General features: G+C 56.7%; 13 protein-coding genes. 10 read left to right on the plus strand and 3 right to left on the minus strand.

Going from position 1 to position 21,544, the window contains the following annotated elements; all coding sequences use genetic code 11:
• Positions 1-19 precede the first annotated feature (19 nt).
• The 6 genes from VNM22_11950 (at position 20) to VNM22_11975 (ending at position 16,844) form a co-directional block, all read left to right on the plus strand.
• The gene (locus tag VNM22_11950) at positions 20-8,164 is read left to right on the plus strand and encodes a neuraminidase-like domain-containing protein (GenBank protein ID HWP47867.1); all 8,145 of its coding nucleotides are present in this window, start codon (positions 20-22) and stop codon (positions 8,162-8,164) included.
• A gap of 16 nt (positions 8,165-8,180) precedes the next feature.
• Positions 8,181-11,837, plus strand: coding sequence for a hypothetical protein (locus VNM22_11955; GenBank protein ID HWP47868.1), 3,657 nt, complete (start codon positions 8,181-8,183; stop codon positions 11,835-11,837).
• 155 nt (positions 11,838-11,992) lie between these two features.
• Complete coding sequence (locus VNM22_11960; GenBank protein HWP47869.1) at positions 11,993-13,807, plus strand: hypothetical protein; 1,815 nt, start codon at positions 11,993-11,995, stop codon at positions 13,805-13,807.
• A gap of 2 nt (positions 13,808-13,809) precedes the next feature.
• Positions 13,810-14,526: a hypothetical protein gene (locus VNM22_11965; protein HWP47870.1), complete on the plus strand. Its 717-nt coding sequence runs from the start codon at positions 13,810-13,812 to the stop codon at positions 14,524-14,526.
• Positions 14,527-14,609: 83 nt separating this feature from the next.
• The gene (locus VNM22_11970; protein HWP47871.1) at positions 14,610-15,056 is read left to right on the plus strand and encodes a hypothetical protein; all 447 of its coding nucleotides are present in this window, start codon (positions 14,610-14,612) and stop codon (positions 15,054-15,056) included.
• A 1,014-nt stretch (positions 15,057-16,070) separates the two neighbouring features.
• Complete coding sequence (locus VNM22_11975; protein HWP47872.1) at positions 16,071-16,844, plus strand: hypothetical protein; 774 nt, start codon at positions 16,071-16,073, stop codon at positions 16,842-16,844.
• Here VNM22_11975 and VNM22_11980 read toward each other — a convergent pair.
• The 3 genes from VNM22_11980 to VNM22_11990 are packed head-to-tail and all read right to left on the minus strand — an operon-like array spanning position 16,841 to position 18,012.
• The gene (locus tag VNM22_11980; GenBank protein HWP47873.1) at positions 16,841-17,212 is read right to left on the minus strand and encodes a hypothetical protein; all 372 of its coding nucleotides are present in this window, start codon (positions 17,210-17,212) and stop codon (positions 16,841-16,843) included. The two genes, VNM22_11975 and VNM22_11980, sit on opposite strands and share 4 nt — an antisense overlap.
• Before the next feature lie 33 nt (positions 17,213-17,245).
• Entirely contained in the window at positions 17,246-17,791 is a 546-nt protein-coding gene (gene pgsA / locus VNM22_11985) for a CDP-diacylglycerol--glycerol-3-phosphate 3-phosphatidyltransferase (GenBank protein ID HWP47874.1), read from the minus strand.
• Positions 17,788-18,012: a DUF4911 domain-containing protein gene (locus VNM22_11990; protein HWP47875.1), complete on the minus strand. Its 225-nt coding sequence runs from the start codon at positions 18,010-18,012 to the stop codon at positions 17,788-17,790. Before VNM22_11990 ends, pgsA begins: the two co-directional genes overlap by 4 nt.
• Before the next feature lie 293 nt (positions 18,013-18,305).
• Between VNM22_11990 and VNM22_11995 the strand changes: the two genes are divergently transcribed.
• From VNM22_11995 to ruvB, 4 genes are all read left to right on the plus strand, one after another.
• Positions 18,306-19,109, plus strand: coding sequence for a YebC/PmpR family DNA-binding transcriptional regulator (locus VNM22_11995; GenBank protein HWP47876.1), 804 nt, complete (start codon positions 18,306-18,308; stop codon positions 19,107-19,109).
• Complete coding sequence (ruvC, locus tag VNM22_12000) at positions 19,106-19,606, plus strand: crossover junction endodeoxyribonuclease RuvC (protein HWP47877.1); 501 nt, start codon at positions 19,106-19,108, stop codon at positions 19,604-19,606. The genes VNM22_11995 and ruvC overlap by 4 nt, the downstream gene beginning before the upstream one ends.
• Before the next feature lie 199 nt (positions 19,607-19,805).
• Complete coding sequence (gene ruvA, locus VNM22_12005; protein HWP47878.1) at positions 19,806-20,402, plus strand: Holliday junction branch migration protein RuvA; 597 nt, start codon at positions 19,806-19,808, stop codon at positions 20,400-20,402.
• Positions 20,403-20,461: 59 nt separating this feature from the next.
• Positions 20,462-21,508: a Holliday junction branch migration DNA helicase RuvB gene (gene ruvB, locus VNM22_12010; protein HWP47879.1), complete on the plus strand. Its 1,047-nt coding sequence runs from the start codon at positions 20,462-20,464 to the stop codon at positions 21,506-21,508.
• The last annotated feature ends 36 nt before the right edge of the window (positions 21,509-21,544 follow it).

Here is a 21,544-nt window from a genome sequence, read left to right on the forward strand (position 1 = left end):
AAGCTGAGGAGAATAAAGCATGAACACGATCATCTTTCCCTTAAAACGACAAATGCGCGGGCCGCAGGTGGCCGATCTGCAGGACGCACTACGGCTGTTACTCGAACGCGGGTTACTGCTCGCCAACGATGAAGGCGCGCGCCGGGAGCTGTTGCAAGCCTTGCAACGCGAGCGAGCCGAACAACTCTATGGCAGCGCCACGGCCAAACTGGTGGCTCGATTCCAGGAAGAACATCGGCTGCCACCCACCGGCGAGGTTGATGAACCGACCGCCAATGCGCTCAACGGCCTGCTCAAGGAGCTGGGCGTGCTGGACGGCGGCGGGGCAACGTTCGTGGACAGCCGCTACACGGTGCTCTGCCGCGCGGTGGATGCCCGCGGCCAGCCGATCGCCGGCCTGGGCGTGGAACTGTTCCATCAGGATCCGCAGTCGCCGCCGGTTCCCTTGGGGGAACCGGCGACCACCGACGCCGAGGGCCTGGCCACGTTCCGCTTTAAGCGTTCGGACTTCACCGGCCAAACCGGCGAGCGCGGCCCCAACCTTTTCTTCAAGGTGTTTCGCGATGAAACCCCGCTGGAGTACACCCTGCCGGAGATCCCCGGCGGGGGTGGGGTGATCCCCAACTTCCAGCCCCGGCGCGATCCCATCGTGCTGCGCGTTGAGCGGTACGAGACTATCCGCGGAGTCGTCGTCACCGAGCACGGTCAACCCGCTGAAAACCTGCGCTTGCGGCTCTACCGCCATGACTTCGGCGGCCAGACGACGCTGCTGGCCGAAACCGCTGCGCAGGCCGGCGGGCGCTATGCCTTCGCCTACGACCCTGGCGCGGCCGAGCCGGTGCTGGAGGTGCGGGCCGTCAAGGCCGACGGCCAAGAAATCGCGCTCACCAAACCGCTACACGGCCTGACGGCGGCGGAGCGGGCCAGCCTCAACCTCGTGGTTCCCGCCGAGGCCCAGCCCCTCGAGGCCGAGTACCGCCGGCTGGTCAAAGATCTTGCGCCCCATGTCGGTCAGATCCGCCGTCTGGCGGAAGCGAAAGAAAACGGGGAGCGGCAGGACATCACCGTGCTGCACCGCGCCACCGGCTGGGACGCGCGGCTCGTTGCGCTCGCGGCGATCACCGAACGACTCGCCGCCGACGCCGAGGTGGGATTGCCCTCGGAGGGACTGTACGGCCTGCTGCGCGCGGGACTGCCATCGGACAAACTGCTACTGGCGCAGGTGGAGCCGGACACGGTGGAAGAAGCGCTCAAGAAGGTGCGCGAGGCCGGCATCGTGGCGCTCGATGACCAAGCTGTTGCCGCGTTCAAAACGCAATTTGCCGCCTTCAGCAACCGCGTGCGCCTCAACCTGCCAGCGCCGGGATCGGCCTCGACCTACGGCGAGTTGCTGAAGGGATCCGGTCTGGACGAGCAGGCGCGGGCGAAGTTCGCCGAGGTCTTCCTGCGCCATCGCGGGGACGGCGCCCAGCTCTGGGAAGCGGCGAAAAATGCGGGTCTCGGCAACGCCCAGATCGGCCAGCTGCAACTGCAAGGCAAGCTGGCTTATCTCGCCGGCAACAGCGCGGCGATGACCGAACGCCTGCTCAAGAAAAACCTCGCCGATCCCGTGGCGCTGGTCGAGCAGGATTTCCACCGTCCGGACGCATGGAAACAGGAAATCTTCGAGCTTGCGGGGATTCCACCGGAGCGCCGGTCCAACCTGACCGAGGCAGACCGCAAGCAACTTACGACCGTGATCCCTCCAGCCTATGCGGCCGACACGGTCGAAGCGCGCCTCGATCTCTACGCCGAAGACATGGCGCGCAAGATCCGCCTGAGCTATCCCACCCAGGTCCTGACCCGGCTGATGGAAACCGACGAGAAGTTCAAACCGCTTGCCCCGGACGGCGCCACCCGCACGCTGCTCAAAAACGCCACGGCGCAGGGCTTTCGTTTGGGCGAGACGCCGGTGGCAGTCTTTCTCAAAACGAAGCCAGAGGTTCGGGGCAGCCTGAGCGATGCCGAGTTTCAGGCCGCCGGCCAACAGCTCAAAACCCTCCAGCGGCTCTACCAGATCACGCCGGACCACGAGTCCATGCCCATGCTCCAGGCCATGGGGATCACCTCGGCCTACGACGTGACGGCCTACCCCCAGGAGCAGTTTGTCGCGCAGTATCAGGCCAAGTACGTCGATATTTACAGAAAGCCGGCCCCGAGAGGCGTGCCGGAACTGGTCTATCGTAAGGCGCAGCAGGTGAGCAGTGTCACCTACAATTTATTCGCCGTCGCCAAGCAACTCGAGAGCAGTCCGGGCATCCCAGCCCTTTCCCCCGCGCCAGAAGTGCATGAAAGCGTCAGGAACGAGCTCATCAAGCACTACCCGACCCTGGAATCGCTGTTCGGCTCCATGGACTTCTGCGAGTGCGAGCACTGCCGCTCGGTATTGAGTCCGGCGGCCTACTTCGTCGATCTGCTGCAGTTCGTGGATATGGAGGACCCGGTGTGGGCCAACTTCTTAGCGCAATGGAAGGCGACCCACGGCGGTCAGGAGTACCCGCATAAAGACAGTAACGGCAAGCCGATGAAACCGTACGACGTGCTCATCGAGCGCCGCCCCGACCTGCCCCACATCCCGCTGACCTGCGAAAACACCCACACGGCGCTGCCCTACATCGACATCGTCAACGAAATCCTCGAGTATTACGTCGCCAACGGCAAGCTGGCGGAGGACGCCGCCCGCGACACCGGGGAGGCCACGAGCACCGAGCTTTTGGCCGAGCCGCAGTACGTGATCGCTGCGGCTTATGAGAAGCTGACCGACGCGCGCTACCCGCTCGCGCTGCCCTTCGACCGCTGGCTGGCCACCGCGCGGGCGTTCTGCGACTACTTCGAGACCCCGCTGCACCGGCTGCTCGACGTGTTCCGCCCGACCGATGCGCTGTTCGATGCCACCAAACCCTACGATCGCGCCGCCATCTTCATCGAGTCGCTGGGCCTGGTGCCGGCGGAAAGGAGTTTGTTTACGGATTCCGATCCGCTTGCCAAGTGGTACGAGCTGTACGGTTTTGCCAGCGAAGCCGAAGCGACGACAGAAGCCACCGACGCCGAGACCGGTCAGCGCATCGATCTCAACTCGGCCAAGGCCCTCTCGCGCCGCCTGGGGGTCACCTACAAGGAGATCACCGAGATCGTTCAGACCGGCTTCGTCAACCCGGAACTGCAAAAGCTGGCACTGCTCTACAAGCTCGGTGTGAGCATCGCCGATGCGCGCTTCTACCAGACGCACAAAAGCTTCTATGAGCAGAACAAAGATCTGCTCGGCAAGGATCGCAGCAGTCTGTCCCCTGCCGATCAGGCGCGCTTCGATGCGCTTTCCAACAAGGTGCCCAATACCAACCTCACCGGCTGGGAGGTTCTCAACGAAATAGCCGGCTTCGAGCAGCGGCTGAAAACGTTGGCAGACGAGTTCAAAACCTCGGTGAGCGATCTGCAAATCGCCATCGCCAACATGCCGTTCGATAAGGCGCTCGTCCTGGCCGATCCCGATGCGAGTTGCAACTTCGACCGGACCACGCTGCAATACGCCGACGGCGCCAAGGCCAGGCCGCTCGACTTCCTGCGCATCAACCTGTTCGTGCGGCTGTGGAAGAAACTGGGCTGGAGCATCGAGGAGACCGACCGGGCGCTGACGACGTTTATCCCAGCCGCGGCGCTGGTGGATGCGACACAACTCCCCGGCTGGTTGCAGACGGCGCTCATCTATCTCGCCCATCTCAAGGCCCTGGAGGAGAGGGTCAGGGTCGGCAAGAACGCCCGCATCAAGTTGCTTACCCTGTGGGCGGACATTCCCACCAGCGGCAAGAAGCCGCTCTATGCCCAGCTCTTTCTCACCAAGAGCGTGCTCAAGACCGACCCGGTCTTCGACCATCCCCTGGGGCTCTACCTGAGCGACGCCAGCATCAAGATCAAGGATCATCTCCTTGCCCTGCAGGGGGCGCTGGGCCTGACCGCCGACGACATCGCCGCCATTCTGGCCGACGCCGGCAAGACCCCGGACGATCCCCTGTCCCTGGCGAACGTCTCGCTGCTCTACCGCTACGGCCTGCTGGCCAAGGGGATCAAACTCAGCGTGCGGGAGCTGATCGCGCTCAAACAGATGTCCGGCCTTGATCCCTTCAAGGCGCTGGACGGCAACCCCCTGCAAAATCTCAGCACGGATCACCCCTTCTCGCAAACGCTGGCCTTCGTCGAGGCGGTCGAGACGGTCAAAGACAGCGGCCTGAAGATCGAAGATCTGGACTACCTGCTGCGCCACCGCTTCGATCCCGCCGGCAAGTATCGCCCCAACCGCGAGGCGACGGTCGCGCTGCTCAAGGCGCTGGCTCAGGGGATCTCCGCGATTCGCAGCGAACACGCCGTTCCGGACGATCCCGCCGCGTTGAGCGACGAAGTGTTGCAACAGAAGCTGGGGCTGGTCTTGCCGCCGGACGTGGTGACGAAGTTCATGGGCATGCTGAGCGGCACGGCGGAGTTCACGGCGGTGCAGAACGGTGTGACGCAATCGGATAGCCTGCCCCCGACTGCGTTTGCTGCTCATCCGGCCGTTCGCGAAGTCGCCTACAACACCACACGCCAGGAACAGCGCCTCACCTTCCGCGGCGTGTTGTTCGATGCGCAGAAGAACGCGTTGAAGGCGGCCGTCAATGCCACGTTGACTGCGGCACAGCAGACCGTCTTTGCCGGGCTGCTTGATGACGTGCAGCAGCAGGCGCGCGCCTTCTTCGATACATACCTGCGCAAACAGACCGGTGTGCAACCGGAAAGCGGGTTTTTGGAGAATGCCGATTACGAACTGCTGTTTTCCCCCATGCCCGATGGCCTTACCGAGGCGCAGCAACAAGAGCGTGAACGGCAGCGGCGCGCCCGGCTGGCCCAGGCGTTTCTGCCGTTCCTGCAGGATCGTCTGATCCGTCAGTTCATTGTGCAGACGCTAGTTGCCCAGACCAGCGCCGACCCGTTGCTGGTGGAAAGTCTTGTCACCGATGAAAGCCTGCTCTCGGCGGATGGCAAGAGCCTGCTGTTGGCGTTCGCGGCGACGGATACCCGGGGCGTGAGCGCAGCGTTTTTCGATTCAGCCGACGGCTCCGGTGCACCCCAGAAGGCATCGCCGGTGGTCGCCAGCGCAGACACGAGCCTGAAAGACCAACAAGACTTGGACGGCAATCCGCTGAATGCGGCCAATAGCGCGCGCTTCGCAGGTTATCTGGAAGTCGTCACTCCCGGCGCCTACCGTTTCTTCATCGAACTGGAAAGACAAAACGCCGAGGCGGAGTTGCGCTTCGACCATCTGCCCGAGCCGGTGTTCCTCAAAGGCACGGCCGCCAGCAACAACGCCATCTTCGGTAACCAGGCTGGTGAGTTTCTGGAATTGAAGGCCGGCGTGCCCTACCGCTTCACCCTCGAACTCAAGAATTTGAATGGCGGGTACGGCCGCCTGCTGGTGCAGGGCGAAACCCTACCCAAAGGGCCGCTATCCCAGCTCAAGCTCTATCCGGCCAGCGCCTGGGACGCCGCCGAGGGCGCGTGGCTGTTGCTCGCCAAGTCGCTGCAGCTCGTGCAAAGTCTTGGGCTAACTGAACGGGAGCTCCGCTACCTGCGGACCCACGCTGCGGATTTCGGCGGCGTGTCCTTGAGCGAGCTGCCGACCGAAGCGGTCGGCGACACGCCTGCCGAGAAGGCAGCCACCGAACAACGCTTCGCCCGTTTCCGCCGGTTGGCCGCTTACGCCCGCCTCAAGCGCGAGATGGCCGGCGGCACCGAGGACCTGATCGGCCTCTTCGAGGCCAACGGCACGACTGCGCCGGACAGGCTGGAAAAACAGGTCTATCCGCTGATCGCTCAAATCACCCGCCGGGATGAGGCGACGGTCAAGGCCACGGCCGAGGTGCTGTTTGGCGCAAGTCCGGCCTTCGCCAGCGAGCAGCCGCTGGAACGGCTGTGGGAGGCGCTGCAGATCGTCCAGCGCTTCGGCGTGTCGCCGGCGGCCCTCAAGCGTTGGACCGGCATCGTCAGCGCCACGGCGACCCCGCAGCAGCGCTTTGAGATCGCCCGCGACCTGAGGGATACGATCCAGGCGCGCTTCGAGGACGAGACCTGGCAACGCGTGGCCCAGCCCATTTTCGACAAGCTGCGCCAGCAAAGCCGCGATGCCCTGGTGGCGCACGTCATGCACCGGCATGGCTTCGCCCGCATGGAGCAGCTCTACGAGTACTTCCTCATAGACCCCGGCATGGAGCCGGTGGTGCAGACCTCGCGGATCCGATTGGCCATCGCCTCGGTGCAGCTCTTCATCCAGCGTTGCCTGCTGAATCTCGAGCCCAAGGTCCATCCCTCCCTCATCAACTCGAAGCAGTGGGAGTGGATGAAGCGCTACCGGGTCTGGGAGGCCAACCGCAAGATCTTCCTCTTCCCGGAAAACTGGCTGGAGCCGGAGTTCCGGGACGACAAAACCCATCTTTTCACCGAACTCGAAGGGGCGTTGCTCCAGGGCGATGTCTCCAGCGATCTCGTCGAAGATGCCTTCCTCAACTACTTGAAGAAACTCGACGAGCTGGCGCGGCTGGACATCGTTGCCATGCACATCGAGGACAATCCCGACCCGGCGCGGCGGATGCTCCACGTTTTCGGCCGTACCTACAGCGTGCCCCACAAGTATTTCTACCGCCGCTACAAGAACCAGATGTGGACGCCGTGGGAGCCTGTGAGTGCTCAGATCGAGGGCGACCATCTGGCGCCCGTGATATGGCGCGACCGGTTGTATCTGTTCTGGGTGACGTTCCTGGAGAAGCCGCAGCAGTCAACGAGCGATACCACAATCCCCGACCCAACCAAGGGGGTTACCATTCCAGCGCCCAGGAAAGACATTGAGGCGCATCTGCACTGGAGCGAGTACGTCAATGGCGAGTGGACTACACGCGAGTCGAGCCAGATGAACGTTCCGAGTCCGGTTGTGGTGCGGAACGTCCTGTATTTTGATCCCACGAAAGTGTTCGTCCACGTCTCCAAGGAGTACGACACCGACGGCTCCGAGCTTGGAGTCTTCATCCATCTGGGTAACTGGTCACAGGCCGTTCAGCGACCAACCGGAGGGTTTTTCGATATCGATTTTGGATTTGGAACAAGCGTTAGCATGGCCATCGCAGGATGGCGCATTGATTCAGTCTACTTCGGTTCCAAGCTTGGAACAGGTCCAACAGATCAGGCCTTCTACCTGGCTGGCCGCAACAGCACGCCCGAAGCCGCGAGCTATCTTGCCCCACCCACCAACCCCTTCTCCAGCGCCAACGCGAAAGAAGCCACGCGCTACCGAGGCAGCAGCGTGCTCCAGGTCCGTTTCAGGGAAAGGATCACCACCGAACCCGGCAAGACCCCTCCGCCGGTCGTCCGGGATATTCTAGGGCAGGGCGACGCCTACACCCTGCTGCCGTGCGACAACGACTTGCTGCCCCTGGGCGTGTCCGAGGATGCGTATCGCAATGCAGCGAATCCGGAAGCTGTTAAGAAAGCCATCGAGAGCGGTCTGGGTGAGATCGCCACGCTCATGAAGCCGGTGTTCTATCAGGACAATCGGCACACCTTCTTCGTTGAGCCAAGCGTCAGTGAGCGCACGATCGAGGAGTGGCAGGAATGGGTCACGAAGACGCCGGGGGCTGAACCGTGGCGACCGGAATATCCCTGGTGGAAAGACATCGTGATGGTTCCGGCCATACCGTGGAAGGGCCCGCTTCCCGATCCCGGCGACCCGTGGCGTTTTGCCGTCGATCCGGCCGCACGCATCACTCCGGCGCTGGATCGGGATTGGCTGATCAACCCGGCCACCGTATTGGCGTTCGACAACGTGCTGATCGGTCCCGCCGGCCAGCCCGGTGTGGAGGTTGTGACTCGTGGCGACCAAGCCGCTCTCGGAGGGCATATCAACGTCAATCCCGGCAGCGAAGTCGCTGGCATGGTCGTGGTCAGCGCGCAACATACCTTCGGCCGCTCCGGCCTTGCGGCGGCAGGCGGCGGGTTGAATATCGTCGGTCGCAGTGGACTCAACGCCGCGCTGGCACAGAATCTCAATCAACTCAACCGCTCAGGTTTCGGCGCGGGCGTGACCGGCGTCGGGCGGCTGGAGCGTTGAGTCAATGGAGGACAACATGAGCAACCTGACTTTGGCCAAGAGCAATAAGTTTCACAGCATGGTGGATACCGAGATACTCCTCTACCCTGGCCGTATCGTTGAGACCAAAGAGATCAAATATTTCGTTATCCAAGAGCGCACGCTCAGCTACCGCGTTACGCTGCACCAGCACCCTTACGTACAGCCGTTGATGCAGCGGCTGCTCCGAAAGGGCACATCGGGCCTGCAGGCGGCGGATACGGAGTACAACACCCGCGTTCGGCTGGCCAGCGCCATCGCAGCAAAGGATCCTGCAGGAAAAGCCGTACAGTTGGCGGCTGGAGAGATCGTGTATCTCGCTGATGGTGCTACCACCATCCTGGATGGTAACCCCGTTCGCTTTGCGGGCAACAAAGTCCTCAAGTCGCTCGATGATTCGGTGCCGACCCCGCCGGCAAACACGGCAGTGATAATCCCTGCCCAAACGATGGTTCGGCGAAGCACGGGTGCCCTTGTCACGCTCGATGCCCAAGCCAACGCCACCCTGGTCGACGGCAGACCCCTGCCGGTCCTGTACGCCGATTTCTTCCGGAACGCTTACCAACCTTCATCACTGGTCCAGCAGCCCTATCCGGTCAAAGAGCTGGACTTCAGCTCCGGCGGCGCCTATGCCGTCTACAACTGGGAGCTCTTCTTCCACGTGCCGTTTACCATTGCCGTGCATCTCAGCAAGAACGGCCGCTACGCCGAGGCGCAGCGCTGGTTCCACTACCTCTTTGATCCCACCGACGACAGCGACGGTCCTACGCCGGAGCGCTTCTGGAAGGTGCGCCCCTTCCAGACCACCGATGTGAAAAAGATCGAGGAGATCCTGGTCAATTTGGCCACCGGCGCCGACCCCGAGCTACGCAACGAGACCCTCCGCAGCATCGAGGCCTGGAAGGACGCACCCTTCCGCCCCCACGTCATCGCCCGCTACCGCCAGCAGGCCTATATGTACAAGACCGTCATGGCCTATCTCGACAACCTGATCGCCTGGGGCGATTCGCTCTTCCGGCAGGACACCGGCGAGGCCATCGACGAGGCGCTGCAACTCTACGTGCTGGCGGCCAACATCCTGGGACCGCGGCCGCAGGCCGTGCCGAAGAAGGGGGCGGTGCGACCGCAGACCTATGCCAATCTGCGCAAAGATCTGCAGCAATTCGGCACGGTACTGCGTGATGTCGAGGCGGACATTCCCTTCGACCTCATGCCGTTCCCCGATACGGAGGCAAAAGACGATAACCGGCTCGCCGTGGTGCGCGGCATGGGACGGGCGCTTTACTTCTGCGTGCCGCGCAACGACAAGCTCCTGAGCTACTGGGACACGGTAGCCGACCGGCTGTTCAAGATCCGCAACAGCCTCAACATCCAGGGCGTGTTCCGTCAGCTCGCGCTGTTCGAGCCGCCCATCGACCCGGCGCTGCTGGCGCGGGCCGCGGCCGCTGGGCTGGACGTCGGCGCCATCGTCAACGGCCTCAACCAGCCGCTGCCGCTGGTGCGCTTCGCCTTCCTGATCCAGAAGGCCGCCGAGATTGCCCAGGAAGTGAAGTCCCTGGGCAACCAGTTGCTTTCGGCCATGGAGAAGGAAGACGGCGAGGCCCTGGCCCTCCTGCGCGCCAAGCACGAGCGCGCCGTGATGCAGATGGTGGAGCAGGTGAAGTACGCGCAACTGCAGGAAGCGATCAAAGCCAAAGAAGGCCTGTTGCAGTCTCTGGCTCTGGCCGTGCAGCGATACACCTACTACGAGCGGCAGTTGGGCAAAAAACCCGACGAGATCGAAAAAGCCATCCCGCAACTGGACGAGCTGGACAAAGACGGCCTGGCCAAGATGAAGTTTACCCAGCAGGAACCGGCCATGGGGCTGCGGCCGATCGAGGTGGATATTGCCAGTGACGCTTTTGCCCAAGCAGCGCAGGCCCTGAGTGGTGGCAGGCTGCTAAGCTCACACGAGGTACGGGAATCCTTGTTCTTAGAGGGGGCGCAGCTTGCTTCGGACATCGCCAATGTTTTGAACACGATAAGCTCGGCTATTCACGTCATACCCGAGGTTAAGATCCACGGCCAGCCGATGGGCGTGGGCGGCACGGCTGAAACTGGCGGTTCGCATTTCGGCTGGGGGCTTGCTGCGACGGCGAATGCTGCAAAGGCGGTCGCCGAACGGCTCAACTTTGAAGCACGCCGCGCGGCCCGCATCGACGGTTTCGCCCGTCGCGAGCAGGAATGGGCCTTCCAGAGCAACCTGGCCGCCGGCGAGATCAACCAGATCTTCAAGCAACTGCGCGCCGCCCAGATCCGCGAGGCCATCGCCGAGCAGGAACTCAAGAGCCATCGGTTGCAGATGCAGCACGCCGAGGAGATCGAGCGCTTCCTCAACGAAGAGGGCACAGAGCGGAACGGCAAGCGGACCAACAAGGCCCTCTACGCCTGGATGAAGCGCGAGGTGCGCGGCCTTTACGCCCAGTGCTTCCAGTTCGCCTTCGACATCGCCCGTAAGGCCGAGCGGGCGCTGCAACACGAACTGGGCAACCCGGAGCTGAGCTATCTCCAGTTCGGGTATCTGGCGGGCAAGGAGGGACTGCTCGCCGGCGAGCGGCTCTACCTCGACCTCAAGCGCATGGAGATGGCCTACCACGAGCAGAACCGCCGCGAGTACGAGCTGACCAAACACGTGAGCCTTTTGCAGGTAGATCCCCTGGCCCTGATCCAACTGCGCACCACGGGCCGCTGCACCGTACGCCTGCCGGAGATGCTCTTCGACATGGACGGCCCCGGCCACTACTTCCGCCGCATCAAGTCGGTGGCCGTGAGCATCCCCTGCGTGACCGGACCCTATGCCAGCGTTAACTGCAAGCTGACCCTGCTCAAAAGCAGCATCCGCAAGACGCCCATCCTGCAGGATGGTGAATACCTCCGCCAGGGCGCCGAAGACGACCGCTTCAGCGATCACTTCGGCAGTCTCGAGTCCATCGTCACCAGCAGCGGCCAGAACGACAGCGGTCTGTTCGAAACCAACCTGCGCGACGAACGCTACCTGCCCTGCGAGAACTCGGGCGTCATCAGCGAGTGGCAACTGGAGTTGCCGGCCAACCCCAGCAAGGACGAACCGGCGCAGTTCGACTACGACACCATCAGCGACGTGATCCTGCACATCCGCTACACCGCGCGGGAAGGCGGCATGCTCCTGCGCAACGCCGCGATAGCGCAGATCAGGCAGCTCATGGAGGAGGGGCAGGCAGCCGGCTCAACGCGCCTCTTTTCCGTGCGCCACGAGTTCCCGACGGAGTGGCATCGCTTCAAGACACAAACGCCGCCTGCCGGTCAACGACAGGAATTGGCGCTCACCTTGCGGCCGGAGCACTATCCCTTCTGGGCGCAGGGGCGGTTGAACAGCGTGATCCGGGTCGATCTACTGGCGCGTAGTGAGCAAGAACCGATACCGGCCAGCATCGAGGTGGCCGACAAGGCGGACACAAGTGATGGCACCACGAAAAAGGACACCTTGGTAAAGGACGCCTCGCTGGGCAATCTCCTCGTCGGCAGGCTCACCAACATCACGCTGCCCGCCAAGCCGATCGGCGCGCTCAAGCTCTACTTCGTGGACGCCAAGCTCAGCGACTTCTGGATCGCAGTGACGTGGAGCGGGAGCGCGTAGGAACACGGCCTGTGTGCGGGCTGACTCTGGGCGATCAATCGGGGGCAGGCGCCGCCGAACAACAGCATGCAGCGGACGGCGCTGCGCGCCGCCGAACCCGGAGCGGTTAGGCTCCCATATACCGGTCAGAAGGCCCAATGGAGGTAACTACGGAAATGGATCGCAGATATAGAGTTCGAATTCGTTACGATGAACCTCCGCACGACGGACCGGTCGTGGGGATAGCGATTCCGCTGGTGCTGGAGCTTGATCCACCAGATGCGGGCAACATCAACGCTTTTGAAGTGCGCATAGGTCGCTCGGTCGCTCAGACGCGCCTGATCGCTCGTCGGTTCTTTGACAGTGACGGCCAAACGGACCTAGGTTTTATTGCGAGTGGCCACTTGCGCGCCATCGCCCAGCTCTGGCACGCGCTCCATCTCGCGCATGGAGATGAGATCCCGGTATCGTTCCTGGCGCTTGACGACGAGAGGCGGACGGATGAGTCGGCGATCGAGGGCTTCATAACCAGCGCCGACCTAGAAGCTGTGCTCCAGGAGGTTGAGCGAAAGTGCGATCTTGGGGTCCGGACGGAATCGCTTAATCCACCGATCTATCTGGAAGCCTTCTGGGGGCCGAGGCAATTCGGCAAGCTGGATGCCATGATTGCACGGCTTGCCCACTTCAACATTGTTCCCGATGCCTTGCTTGATAAGGCACGTCGTGTAGATGTTCCTCATAACTGGGCGGTCATCTATCCTCAGGATCTGCCTGATCGCGACCAGGTGCTTTTAGCCCTGGAGCCGTTAATTAAGCATCGCGGTGGCTGCACATTTGAACTCTCCCACGGGCATAATCCTGCAGTGATAGACAATTTTGTAGCGGAGTTATCCCGCATGCCTATCGAGGAGCGCCCTTACTACCTATTAGCGCTGGGTGATTTCGATGTCCTCAGCATGGAGTTCCAGTACTTCCTACAGAGTTTTGGCGCCGCAGGTCGTCTCGCCTTCTCCAACCCAGATGCCTACCGCAAATACGCAGAGAAGATCATCCGCTATGAGGCTGACCTCGATGACCGTGAGCCTCCAGGGCCTACCTACATCGCGACCGACTATGACGACGTCAACGCGCGCAACTATACGGAACTTGTCCTGCCGCTCGCTGCGGTGCCGGATCTGCCCAAGCCTCAGGAGGTCTTGGCGCGCGGTCGGGCGTATAAAGAGCGGGTGCTGGAAGTGCTCAGGAGAGTTCCGCCACGTAGCCCTTTGCTCATCTTCGCGCACGGCTTTGAGCACCTGACGACCAGAGGCCAACCCGTCGATGCTGTCTTTGAAGATATGAGACAGTTTCAAGGAGCACTCATGCTGGACGACTTCCTGGGACCTCGGCCTCTGGGCTCCACGACTGGACTCTTGTGCGCGACCGACGTGGTAGATAGGCCTGTGTCCCCGGGTGGCATCGTTATCCTGCATGCTTGTTACTCAGCGGGTACCATCGATCGAGACACCATGCCGGAGTGGATTCACTTGCAGATGCCCGAGAGGGTATCTCCTCCAGCGCCCTTTATCAGCCAGCTGGCACAGGCTTTCCTTGCCAATCCCCAAGGGCCTATAGCAGTCTATGGTCACGTCAATCGGTCGCACCAGTCTAATTACTATAACCCGGATGTTGAAAACAAGTCCTATCCCTATCTCCATTATTATGAAATGCTCAAGGCGCTGGTTCACGGACTGCCTATCGGGTTTGGTCGAGAAAGCTGCCGTCGCATGACTATTCATTACATGGACCAGGCCATGACGCTCTCGTACCAGATTGAATGGCTCTTGACCGGCCGGAGTCGTGGAGGTTCAGGTATCGGCTGGCCTCGTAAGGGCGTCGGAGCCTATGAGCGCAGCTTCCTGCAGTATTCTTTTGGCACCTGTAACTTCCGAAACTACCTGATTCTAGGCGATCCGATGGCCCGAATCAGGAAAACACTGCTGGAGGGATAAAGATGGATGAGATCAACAAAAAAACTAGAAAGAGAATCGCGGAGCTTGTCACAGACCAGGAGGCCGCAGATACGCAGCTTTCCGGCGACTTCGACAGTGAGGGCATTCTCGATTACTTCCGAAGGGCAGAGATCTGGGTTCCAACCGAAGTCTATGCGGACTTTGTGATGAGCACGGACTTGGACTGGTATGGGATGCAGTTCAATGTCGCTTTCGTTCCCCCCGAGAAGCAGAAAGTATCCTGGGCTCACGTGCGTCTGGATTTCCAGGAGCTGGTAAAGCAGTTAGGCGCCTGGCTTCCCAACGATGTCTTCTCTGCCTACAAGGAAGTATCGAAGTCTACAGACATTAAAGGGACTGTGAGCCTTGGCGTGCCAGAGGCGTTGCTCGTGGATTTGCCTTACCTCAAAGACGTTCTGCCGCAGTTTTCAGTGGGGTACCGCAAATTCGCCGAGGAGAAGAAGAGCCTTACGGAAGGTGTTATTAGAGCGTTCTCGGACCGTCAGCGGCGATTGGGTTATGACTTGTCGGAAGATCCGAAGACAGGGGTTGACCAAAGGCAACTGGTTGCTCAGGTCCTTTTCGGAGTCGCCCCGGGCTCAAACTTAATGGAATCTCTACCATTGGTCAGTCTGACCATAAACTGTCGCTGTGGACCACTCCGCCTGAAGTCAGAGATCTATCAGGATGTGGATGCCACCTTTCGTCGCCGACCTTGATACAGTTCCGTGTTGATGGACCTGTACAGACGGCTTTGCTATTTACTGGATATATTGCAAAGGCGACACCAAGGGGTTCCTTCTTGCGCAACGCTGCCATGGCGCAGATCAAACAACTCATCGAGGAGGGGCAGGCCGCCGGTTCGGTGCGCCTCTTCTCCGTGCGTCATGAGTTCCCGACGGAGTGGCACCGCTTCAAGACACAAACGCCGCCTAGCAGCCAACGCCACGAATTGGCGTTTACCCTGAAGCCGGAGCACTACCCCTTTTGGGCGCAAGGGCGGTTGAACCACGTGACACGGGTAGATATACTGGCACGCAGCGAGCAATCTCCCCTCAGCATTTTCGCTAATCCTGACCGTTCTGATAGTACGAAGAAAGGTGAACTGTCTCGCGATGATAGATTTGGAAGATTGCTGTCCGGTCAACTCACCGACGGATCATTTACCAAACCAACCGGCGAATTGAAGCTTTACTTTGATGACGTGTCACCCGGCGACCTGTGGATTGCGATTACCTGGACTGCATAAAAATCCGACTTGCGAAGATATCAAACTAAGTCTGCTCCATGACGCTCTGGCCGACGGTAAAGAAAAACAGGTATACCTCTTTGATGTGCACGACATCGCATCAAACCCTCGATTGCTTTAACATATTAAGAGAATTCAGGGTAATCCTACCGTCACCCCTTACTCGGCAACCACGCTACTTCGGTGGATAGTACACTGTTACTTTAATTTTGACCTCATAGAACCGCTTTCACGCCCCAACTCCCCTCACCCCCATTCCCCCCTAGCCCCCCAGTTCCCCCTCTCCGTAGGGGCGGGAGGCTTCCCGCCCCTACACAGGAGAGGGGACAGGGGGTGAGGGGAGAGGGGCCGGGGGTGAGGGCTACTTAAAAGTCAAGCAAAACTAAGTAAACAATGTAATAGATCGGCTATTGCGAAAAACTGATCCGTTGTCTGCTGCACGGTCTCCACTTCCTCATCATTAAACCTGGAGGGTCCTCTGAAAATTGTGAATGTTATGGCCCCGCAAGCAGGCAGAAGGATTGAACAGGCCACGCAAAGAGTTTAAGCAGAAAATCTTGCCCGTGCTGTTCTAGCTGGGGGCGACTGAGAAAAATCATTGTCGCGATTTATGTCATGCGCAATCCAGATAAGCTGCGACATCTCCGGTATTAGAGTATTAAGGCCGTTAATAATACCGGGCATTTTTCTCATTCTTTAGTCTGTAGCGACCCCTCACACACTTCTCTATCTTCTGGCTAAATCACTCAGAAGCATTAATCGTTAAATACACAGTCAGATTCCATCAATAGACTAACCTAACAGATGTTCGGCTACCCGATGACTCACCAGGAGCCCTCCTGATACCATTTTTTTATTGAAATTGCCGGATAGAGATGCTAAAAGAGAAAGGAGATATAAGAGAAGTAGGGGCATGGCGTGCCATGCCCCTTGGATAACCAGGCAGGGAAAGGGTAAAGAATCCGCTTATTTGCCAGGCTTTCATCTGAAAGCCGGGGAGGAAGGTATAATCCCATGATTCTTCATTATCTGGATAAACTGAAACGGTTTTATGATAACATTGGTTTTAACCTGCTTGGCATGGCCTCTGCCGAGGAGTATGATACCAAGGCTCCTCCCCAGGCCCCTCGTATTCGACAGCTCTTTCCAGAGGCCAGGACGGTCCTTATCATAGGAAATGGGGGATCTACTTTCTGGCAGCATTACAAAAACTTCCTTCAAAAAAATCCGGACTTTGAGCAGGGTCGGAAAGACCCCTTTGATGATTATACCATCCTGGTTCTGGCAGAAGGTGAAAAGTTACTGCGGGAAGCAGGGTTTAAAACAAAAACCGTTTATCCTTTCGTTAGAGAGAAAGTTTGGCTCTCGTTTCAGCAGATGGCCGTCCTGGCAGGCTTAGGTAAGGTCGGCAAACATGGGGTCCTTATCCATCCCGAATACGGACCCTGGGTATCTTTTCGGGGAGCCTTTTTGACCGACATTCCCTTTAACTTTGAGATTCCCGATCGAAACTTTGATCCGTGTAAGGACTGCCCGGCCCCCTGTATAACCGTATGCCCGGGAAGGGCTGTAACCGATTCGGGATTTAATCTTTCTCAATGCCTGGAGACAAAACTCACCCACCCTATCTGCCAACAAACCTGCTTATCCCGATTTCATTGTGTCTATGGAACTCCATACCGATTTCAAGACCCGGAGCTGAAATTCCATGCCAGATTTACTCCTGAAAAGGCCCGGTATCTGTCTTCTCGATGGAACAAGAACAGGGATGAAACCACAGCCTTTTAATTCAATTGGATCCTGGTGGAGAGGTTCTGGGCTCGTCGACTGCATACAAGCAGGTCTTCGTACTGGAGGGTAACCGGATCTACATTGACGGCAATGGCATCCTGACCCTTTCGAGCAACTTCTTCCATGAACAGGATAATTTGATCTCCTCTGAGAGGACCGAACATCATGAGATTCCCAAATTTTCCGGTAGCTCCCGTAGCATCGATATAGTTCTGGAGTTTAGTAGGGGACGTAAAAGCCAGAAGAATTTCAAATCCCAAGATTCGATCCTTGAGACAAATGGGACGGGATTCCCGGTCAAATAAAAACCATAATCCCGAATCGTTATATCGGTTAATCTGATCCTCCAGGTTTTTGTATAACATGGCTGAAAACTTCTTAAAGGGTGATTTATCTTTTTACTCAACCTTGTGCATGGAACGATTAAGCTGACGCCAGAACTTGATATAATAATCTACTCCCGAAAGCACGGTGAGCAGCATGGCTATCCACAGGGAGACAATTCCTAAATGGGGTCCCATATTCTGAGGACCTAAGATAAGGGCACAGGTAGCCAGGATTTGGGAGATCATTTTGTACTTTCCCAGTCTTCCAGCCGATATGATAATATTTTCCGTTACAGCAATTCCCCTTAGACCGGTTACGGCAAGCTCTCTTCCCACAATAACGACCACCATCCAGGCAGGGGCCCTTCCAATTTGGACCAGGGAGATGAGAGCCGCAGAAATAAGCAATTTATCGGCTAAGGGGTCTAGTAATTTGCCCAGCGTGGTTATCTGACCTAAAAATCGTGCAATGTAACCATCTAATAAGTCAGTCAGTGCTGCAATTAGAAAAATAACTACCGCCAGGACATTACTGTATTTGGTCACAATCACCACAACCAGCAGAGGAACAAGGAATATGCGCATGAGTGTGAGAATATTGGGGAGGTTTAGAATCAAGGTGACACCTTATAGTAATATTCCAGGCCAATTTCTTCCGCCAGGCTCTTCATCACTTCAGCGGTGATTTCTTCAAAGAACGGAGAAACCCAGAGCTCCAGAATACCTTCCTTCGGATCCACGGTACGAACCACAGCTATTCCATCATATCCCTCGATAATGCTGTTCAGAAAGCCGATCTGGCTTTTATTGATCTTGGCTCTGTAAGAGACCGTATCCATCGTCTGATGTCCGTTGCCGGTTGTTTAATGAGCGCCGGATAGATAACAAACAAAACACAACGGACAATTTGTATTTACATCTTTTCTCCGGTTAAAGTCAAGTTTTTTAGGCAAATCTGAGCCTGACATTTTATGGCGGTGAATGGTCCAGATACGAGTTCCAAAAAGTCATTGACATCTATTTGAAACTCCTCTAATCTAGTGTTAGATTAAGATTTTAGCAATTCTTAAGTTAAGAAGTAAAACGTAAAACATAACTTATAAAACGTAGAACGTAAAGTGTAAAGCAGATATTGCACGGGATTTCTACCCCTTACGTTTTACGTTTTACCTATAAATCCATGTCAGGCCATTCGAAGTGGAGTACGATCAAACATAAAAAAGCCAAGGCGGATGCGGAGAAGGGTAAACTTTTCACAAAGGCGATTAAAGAACTGACGATAGCAGCACGCATGGGAGGTGGGGATCCGGAGTCCAATCCAAGACTCAGAACAGCCATTGCAGCGGCCAAAGCCATTAATATGCCCAGTGAAAATATTGAACGGGCTATTAAGAAAGGAACCGGAGAATTACCGGGGGTTACCTATGAAGAGACCATCTATGAAGGTTATGGACCCGGAGGTGCGGCCCTTTTAATTGAAATTACCACCGATAACAAGAATCGTACGGTATCGGAGATCCGACATATTCTATCCAGAAATGGAGGGAATATGGCCGAAAGTGGAGCAGTATCCTGGATGTTTCACAAAAAGGGACTTATTCTCGTAGATAAAGAAGCTATCGAGGAAGATGAGTTAATGACGGCGGTATTGGATGCCGGAGCTGAAGATATGAAAATCGAGGAAGGGAGTTACGAGATTACCACACAACCCGGAGATTTTGAGAAAGTTAAAAGAGCCATCGAGGATCTGGGTATTAAACCTTCCTTTGCTGAAGTGACCATGGTCCCCCAAACCACGGTGGTGGTTAAGGGGAAAGACGCCCAGCAACTCTTGAAACTTATGGAAGCACTGGAAGACCATGATGATGTTCGGAAGGTTTATTCGAATTTTAATATCCCACAGGAAGAACTTCAAGCTATTGCGGAGGAAATGTGAGCCTTCGGGTTTTGGGCGTAGATCCAGGATCTATTAAAAGCGGCTATGGTTTAATCGAAGAATCTCAGAGGAAGTTACAGACCCTCGATTTTGGAGCCATTTATACCCATCCGAAGGATCCCTTTCCGGTTCGTTTACTGGAAATTAAACGGGGCCTTGAGCAGGTTATTGCACGGTATCAGCCCGAAGTGATGGCTTTAGAAGATGTGTTCTTTGCCAAAAATGTAAAATCCGCACTCAAATTGGGCCATGCAAGGGGAGTTATCCTGGTAACTGCCATAGAAGCCGGCCTCGAGGTTGTGGAGTATGCACCTTTAGAAATTAAACAGGCCGTGGTCGGTTATGGTCGGGCCGATAAACACCAAATCCAACAAATGGTAAAGATCCTCCTCGGACTCCGAGATATCCCCCAACCTGAAGATGCGGCAGACGCCCTTGCAGTAGCTATCTGTCATATCCATTCGGCGGAAATGAAGAGAAGACTCATGAATTTGTAGTATGGAAGTGGGGGGGTAGGGGAGGTATGGGGGTGTGGAGGTGTGGAGGGTGGAAGTATGGAAGTATGGGGGTATGGAAGGGTGGGAATGGGGGAGTGTGAGGGTATAGATACCTTCCTCACTTCCATACTCCCATACCCCCATACCTCCCACACTCCCATACCTCCCCTACCCCCCCACTTCCATACTACAGACAAGGGTGATCGCAAGGCTTACAGGTAAGCTGATTTATAAATCTCCAGAATATATTGTCATAGATGTTGGGGGAGTGGGATATCAGGTTTCCGTTCCTTTATCCACATTCTATGAGCTTCCAGAAAAAGGAGAAGTAATCGGTCTCCATATCTATACGGCAGTTCGGGAAGATGCCATTGAACTCTACGGCTTTTTAACTTTGGAAGAGCGGGAACTTTTTAAACTTTTGCTGACGGTATCTAAAATAGGCCCTAAGTTGGCTCGAAATATACTTTCTGGGATTTCTGTAAGTGAATTGAAGAATGCACTGATAACCTCTAATGTTTTAAAGTTAAATGCTATTCCGGGAGTTGGCCAGAAAACAGCCGAGAGGTTGGTATTGGAACTCAAGGATAAAATTCCTGCTACCTCGGCTCTCCATGAAGCAACGGAGGAGATATCTCCAGATGAAAAAATTGGCGATGCACTCTCGGCCCTGGTAAATTTAGGATATAAACGAAATTTAGCCGAACAGGCAATTAAACGAGCCGTTGCTGAAATCGGTATAGAAAGTCCTCTGGAAGAGATTATCAGGATCTCTTTAAAATATTTTTCAGGTTAAAAATCTGTTGTCTGTTGTCAGAAAGGATGTACAATGGACAACGGACAACGGACAAATAGATGAATAAGAATCAAAGGAATAATCTTAATACGATTCCTGCTCGAATCGAGGAAGACGTTTTATTGGATACCAGTCTTCGGCCTCAGGGTTTTTCGGATTACATCGGACAGGAAAAAGTTAAGGAAAATCTCCATATATTTATCCAGGCGGCTAAAAAAAGAGGGGAAGCCCTGGATCATGCATTGTTTTACGGGCCACCTGGCTTAGGTAAGACGACCCTGGCCTATATTATAGCCCGTGAAATGAACGTAAATATCAAAACCACATCGGGTCCGGTTATTGAACATGCCGGGGAGTTGTCTGCAATTTTGACTAATTTGGGAGAAAAGGACGTTTTATTTATTGATGAAATCCATCGCTTAAATCGGGTGGTTGAGGAGATTTTATATCCGGCTATGGAGGATTTTCAACTCGACCTGATCGTAGGCCAGGGTCCCAGTGCCCGATCCATCAAGATGAATCTTCCCAAGTTTACCCTGGTAGGTGCTACAACTCGAGCAGGATTATTGACCTCTCCTCTCCGGGATAGATTTGGGATCGTACACCGTCTGGAGTTTTATACCCCTGAAGAACTCAAACAAATTGTTCGGCGGTCCGCCCGAATCCTCCAGATTGAAATCGAGGAATCCGGTGCCTTGGAAATCGCTAAACGCTCTCGGGGAACTCCCCGGATTGCCAACCGGCTCCTTCGTCGGGTCCGGGATTATGCCCAGGTAAAAGCGCAAGGAGTTATTACCCAGGAAGTGGCCGATAAGGCGTTAAAAATGCTGGAAGTCGATGAACAGGGCCTCGATCAGATGGATCGTAGATTACTGCTTACCATCATCGAAAAATACGACGGGGGACCGGTAGGATTGGAAACCCTGGCTGCAGCCATCGGTGAAGAAAAGGATACCCTGGAAGATGTTTATGAACCCTTCTTGATCCAGTTGGGTTATCTTGAACGAACGCCACGGGGTCGGAAGGCAACCCGCCTGGCTTATGAACATTTTGGGATAGAACCCGACGCCAGACAAACAAATCTCTGGACGAAAGAAAAAAGATAAGATCTCCGGTCCGTTGTTTACCACCGATGACAACCC

The sequence above is a fragment of the Candidatus Limnocylindrales bacterium genome, from assembly GCA_035559535.1.
In the GTDB taxonomy this organism is placed as follows: Bacteria; Moduliflexota; Moduliflexia; order Moduliflexales; family JAUQPW01; genus JAUQPW01.

Coding starts and splice junctions, on each gene's coding strand:
- VNM22_11975 (HWP47872.1), top strand. CDS start 16,071: ATGATTCTTCATTATCTGGATAAACTGAAACGGTTTTATGATAACATT.
- VNM22_11980 (HWP47873.1), bottom strand. CDS start 17,212: ATGTTATACAAAAACCTGGAGGATCAGATTAACCGATATAACGATTCG.
- VNM22_11990 (HWP47875.1), bottom strand. CDS start 18,012: ATGGATACGGTCTCTTACAGAGCCAAGATCAATAAAAGCCAGATCGGC.
- VNM22_11960 (HWP47869.1), top strand. CDS start 11,993: ATGGATCGCAGATATAGAGTTCGAATTCGTTACGATGAACCTCCGCAC.
- ruvB (HWP47879.1), top strand. CDS start 20,462: ATGAATAAGAATCAAAGGAATAATCTTAATACGATTCCTGCTCGAATC.
- VNM22_11955 (HWP47868.1), top strand. CDS start 8,181: ATGAGCAACCTGACTTTGGCCAAGAGCAATAAGTTTCACAGCATGGTG.
- VNM22_11950 (HWP47867.1), top strand. CDS start 20: ATGAACACGATCATCTTTCCCTTAAAACGACAAATGCGCGGGCCGCAG.
- VNM22_11965 (HWP47870.1), top strand. CDS start 13,810: ATGGATGAGATCAACAAAAAAACTAGAAAGAGAATCGCGGAGCTTGTC.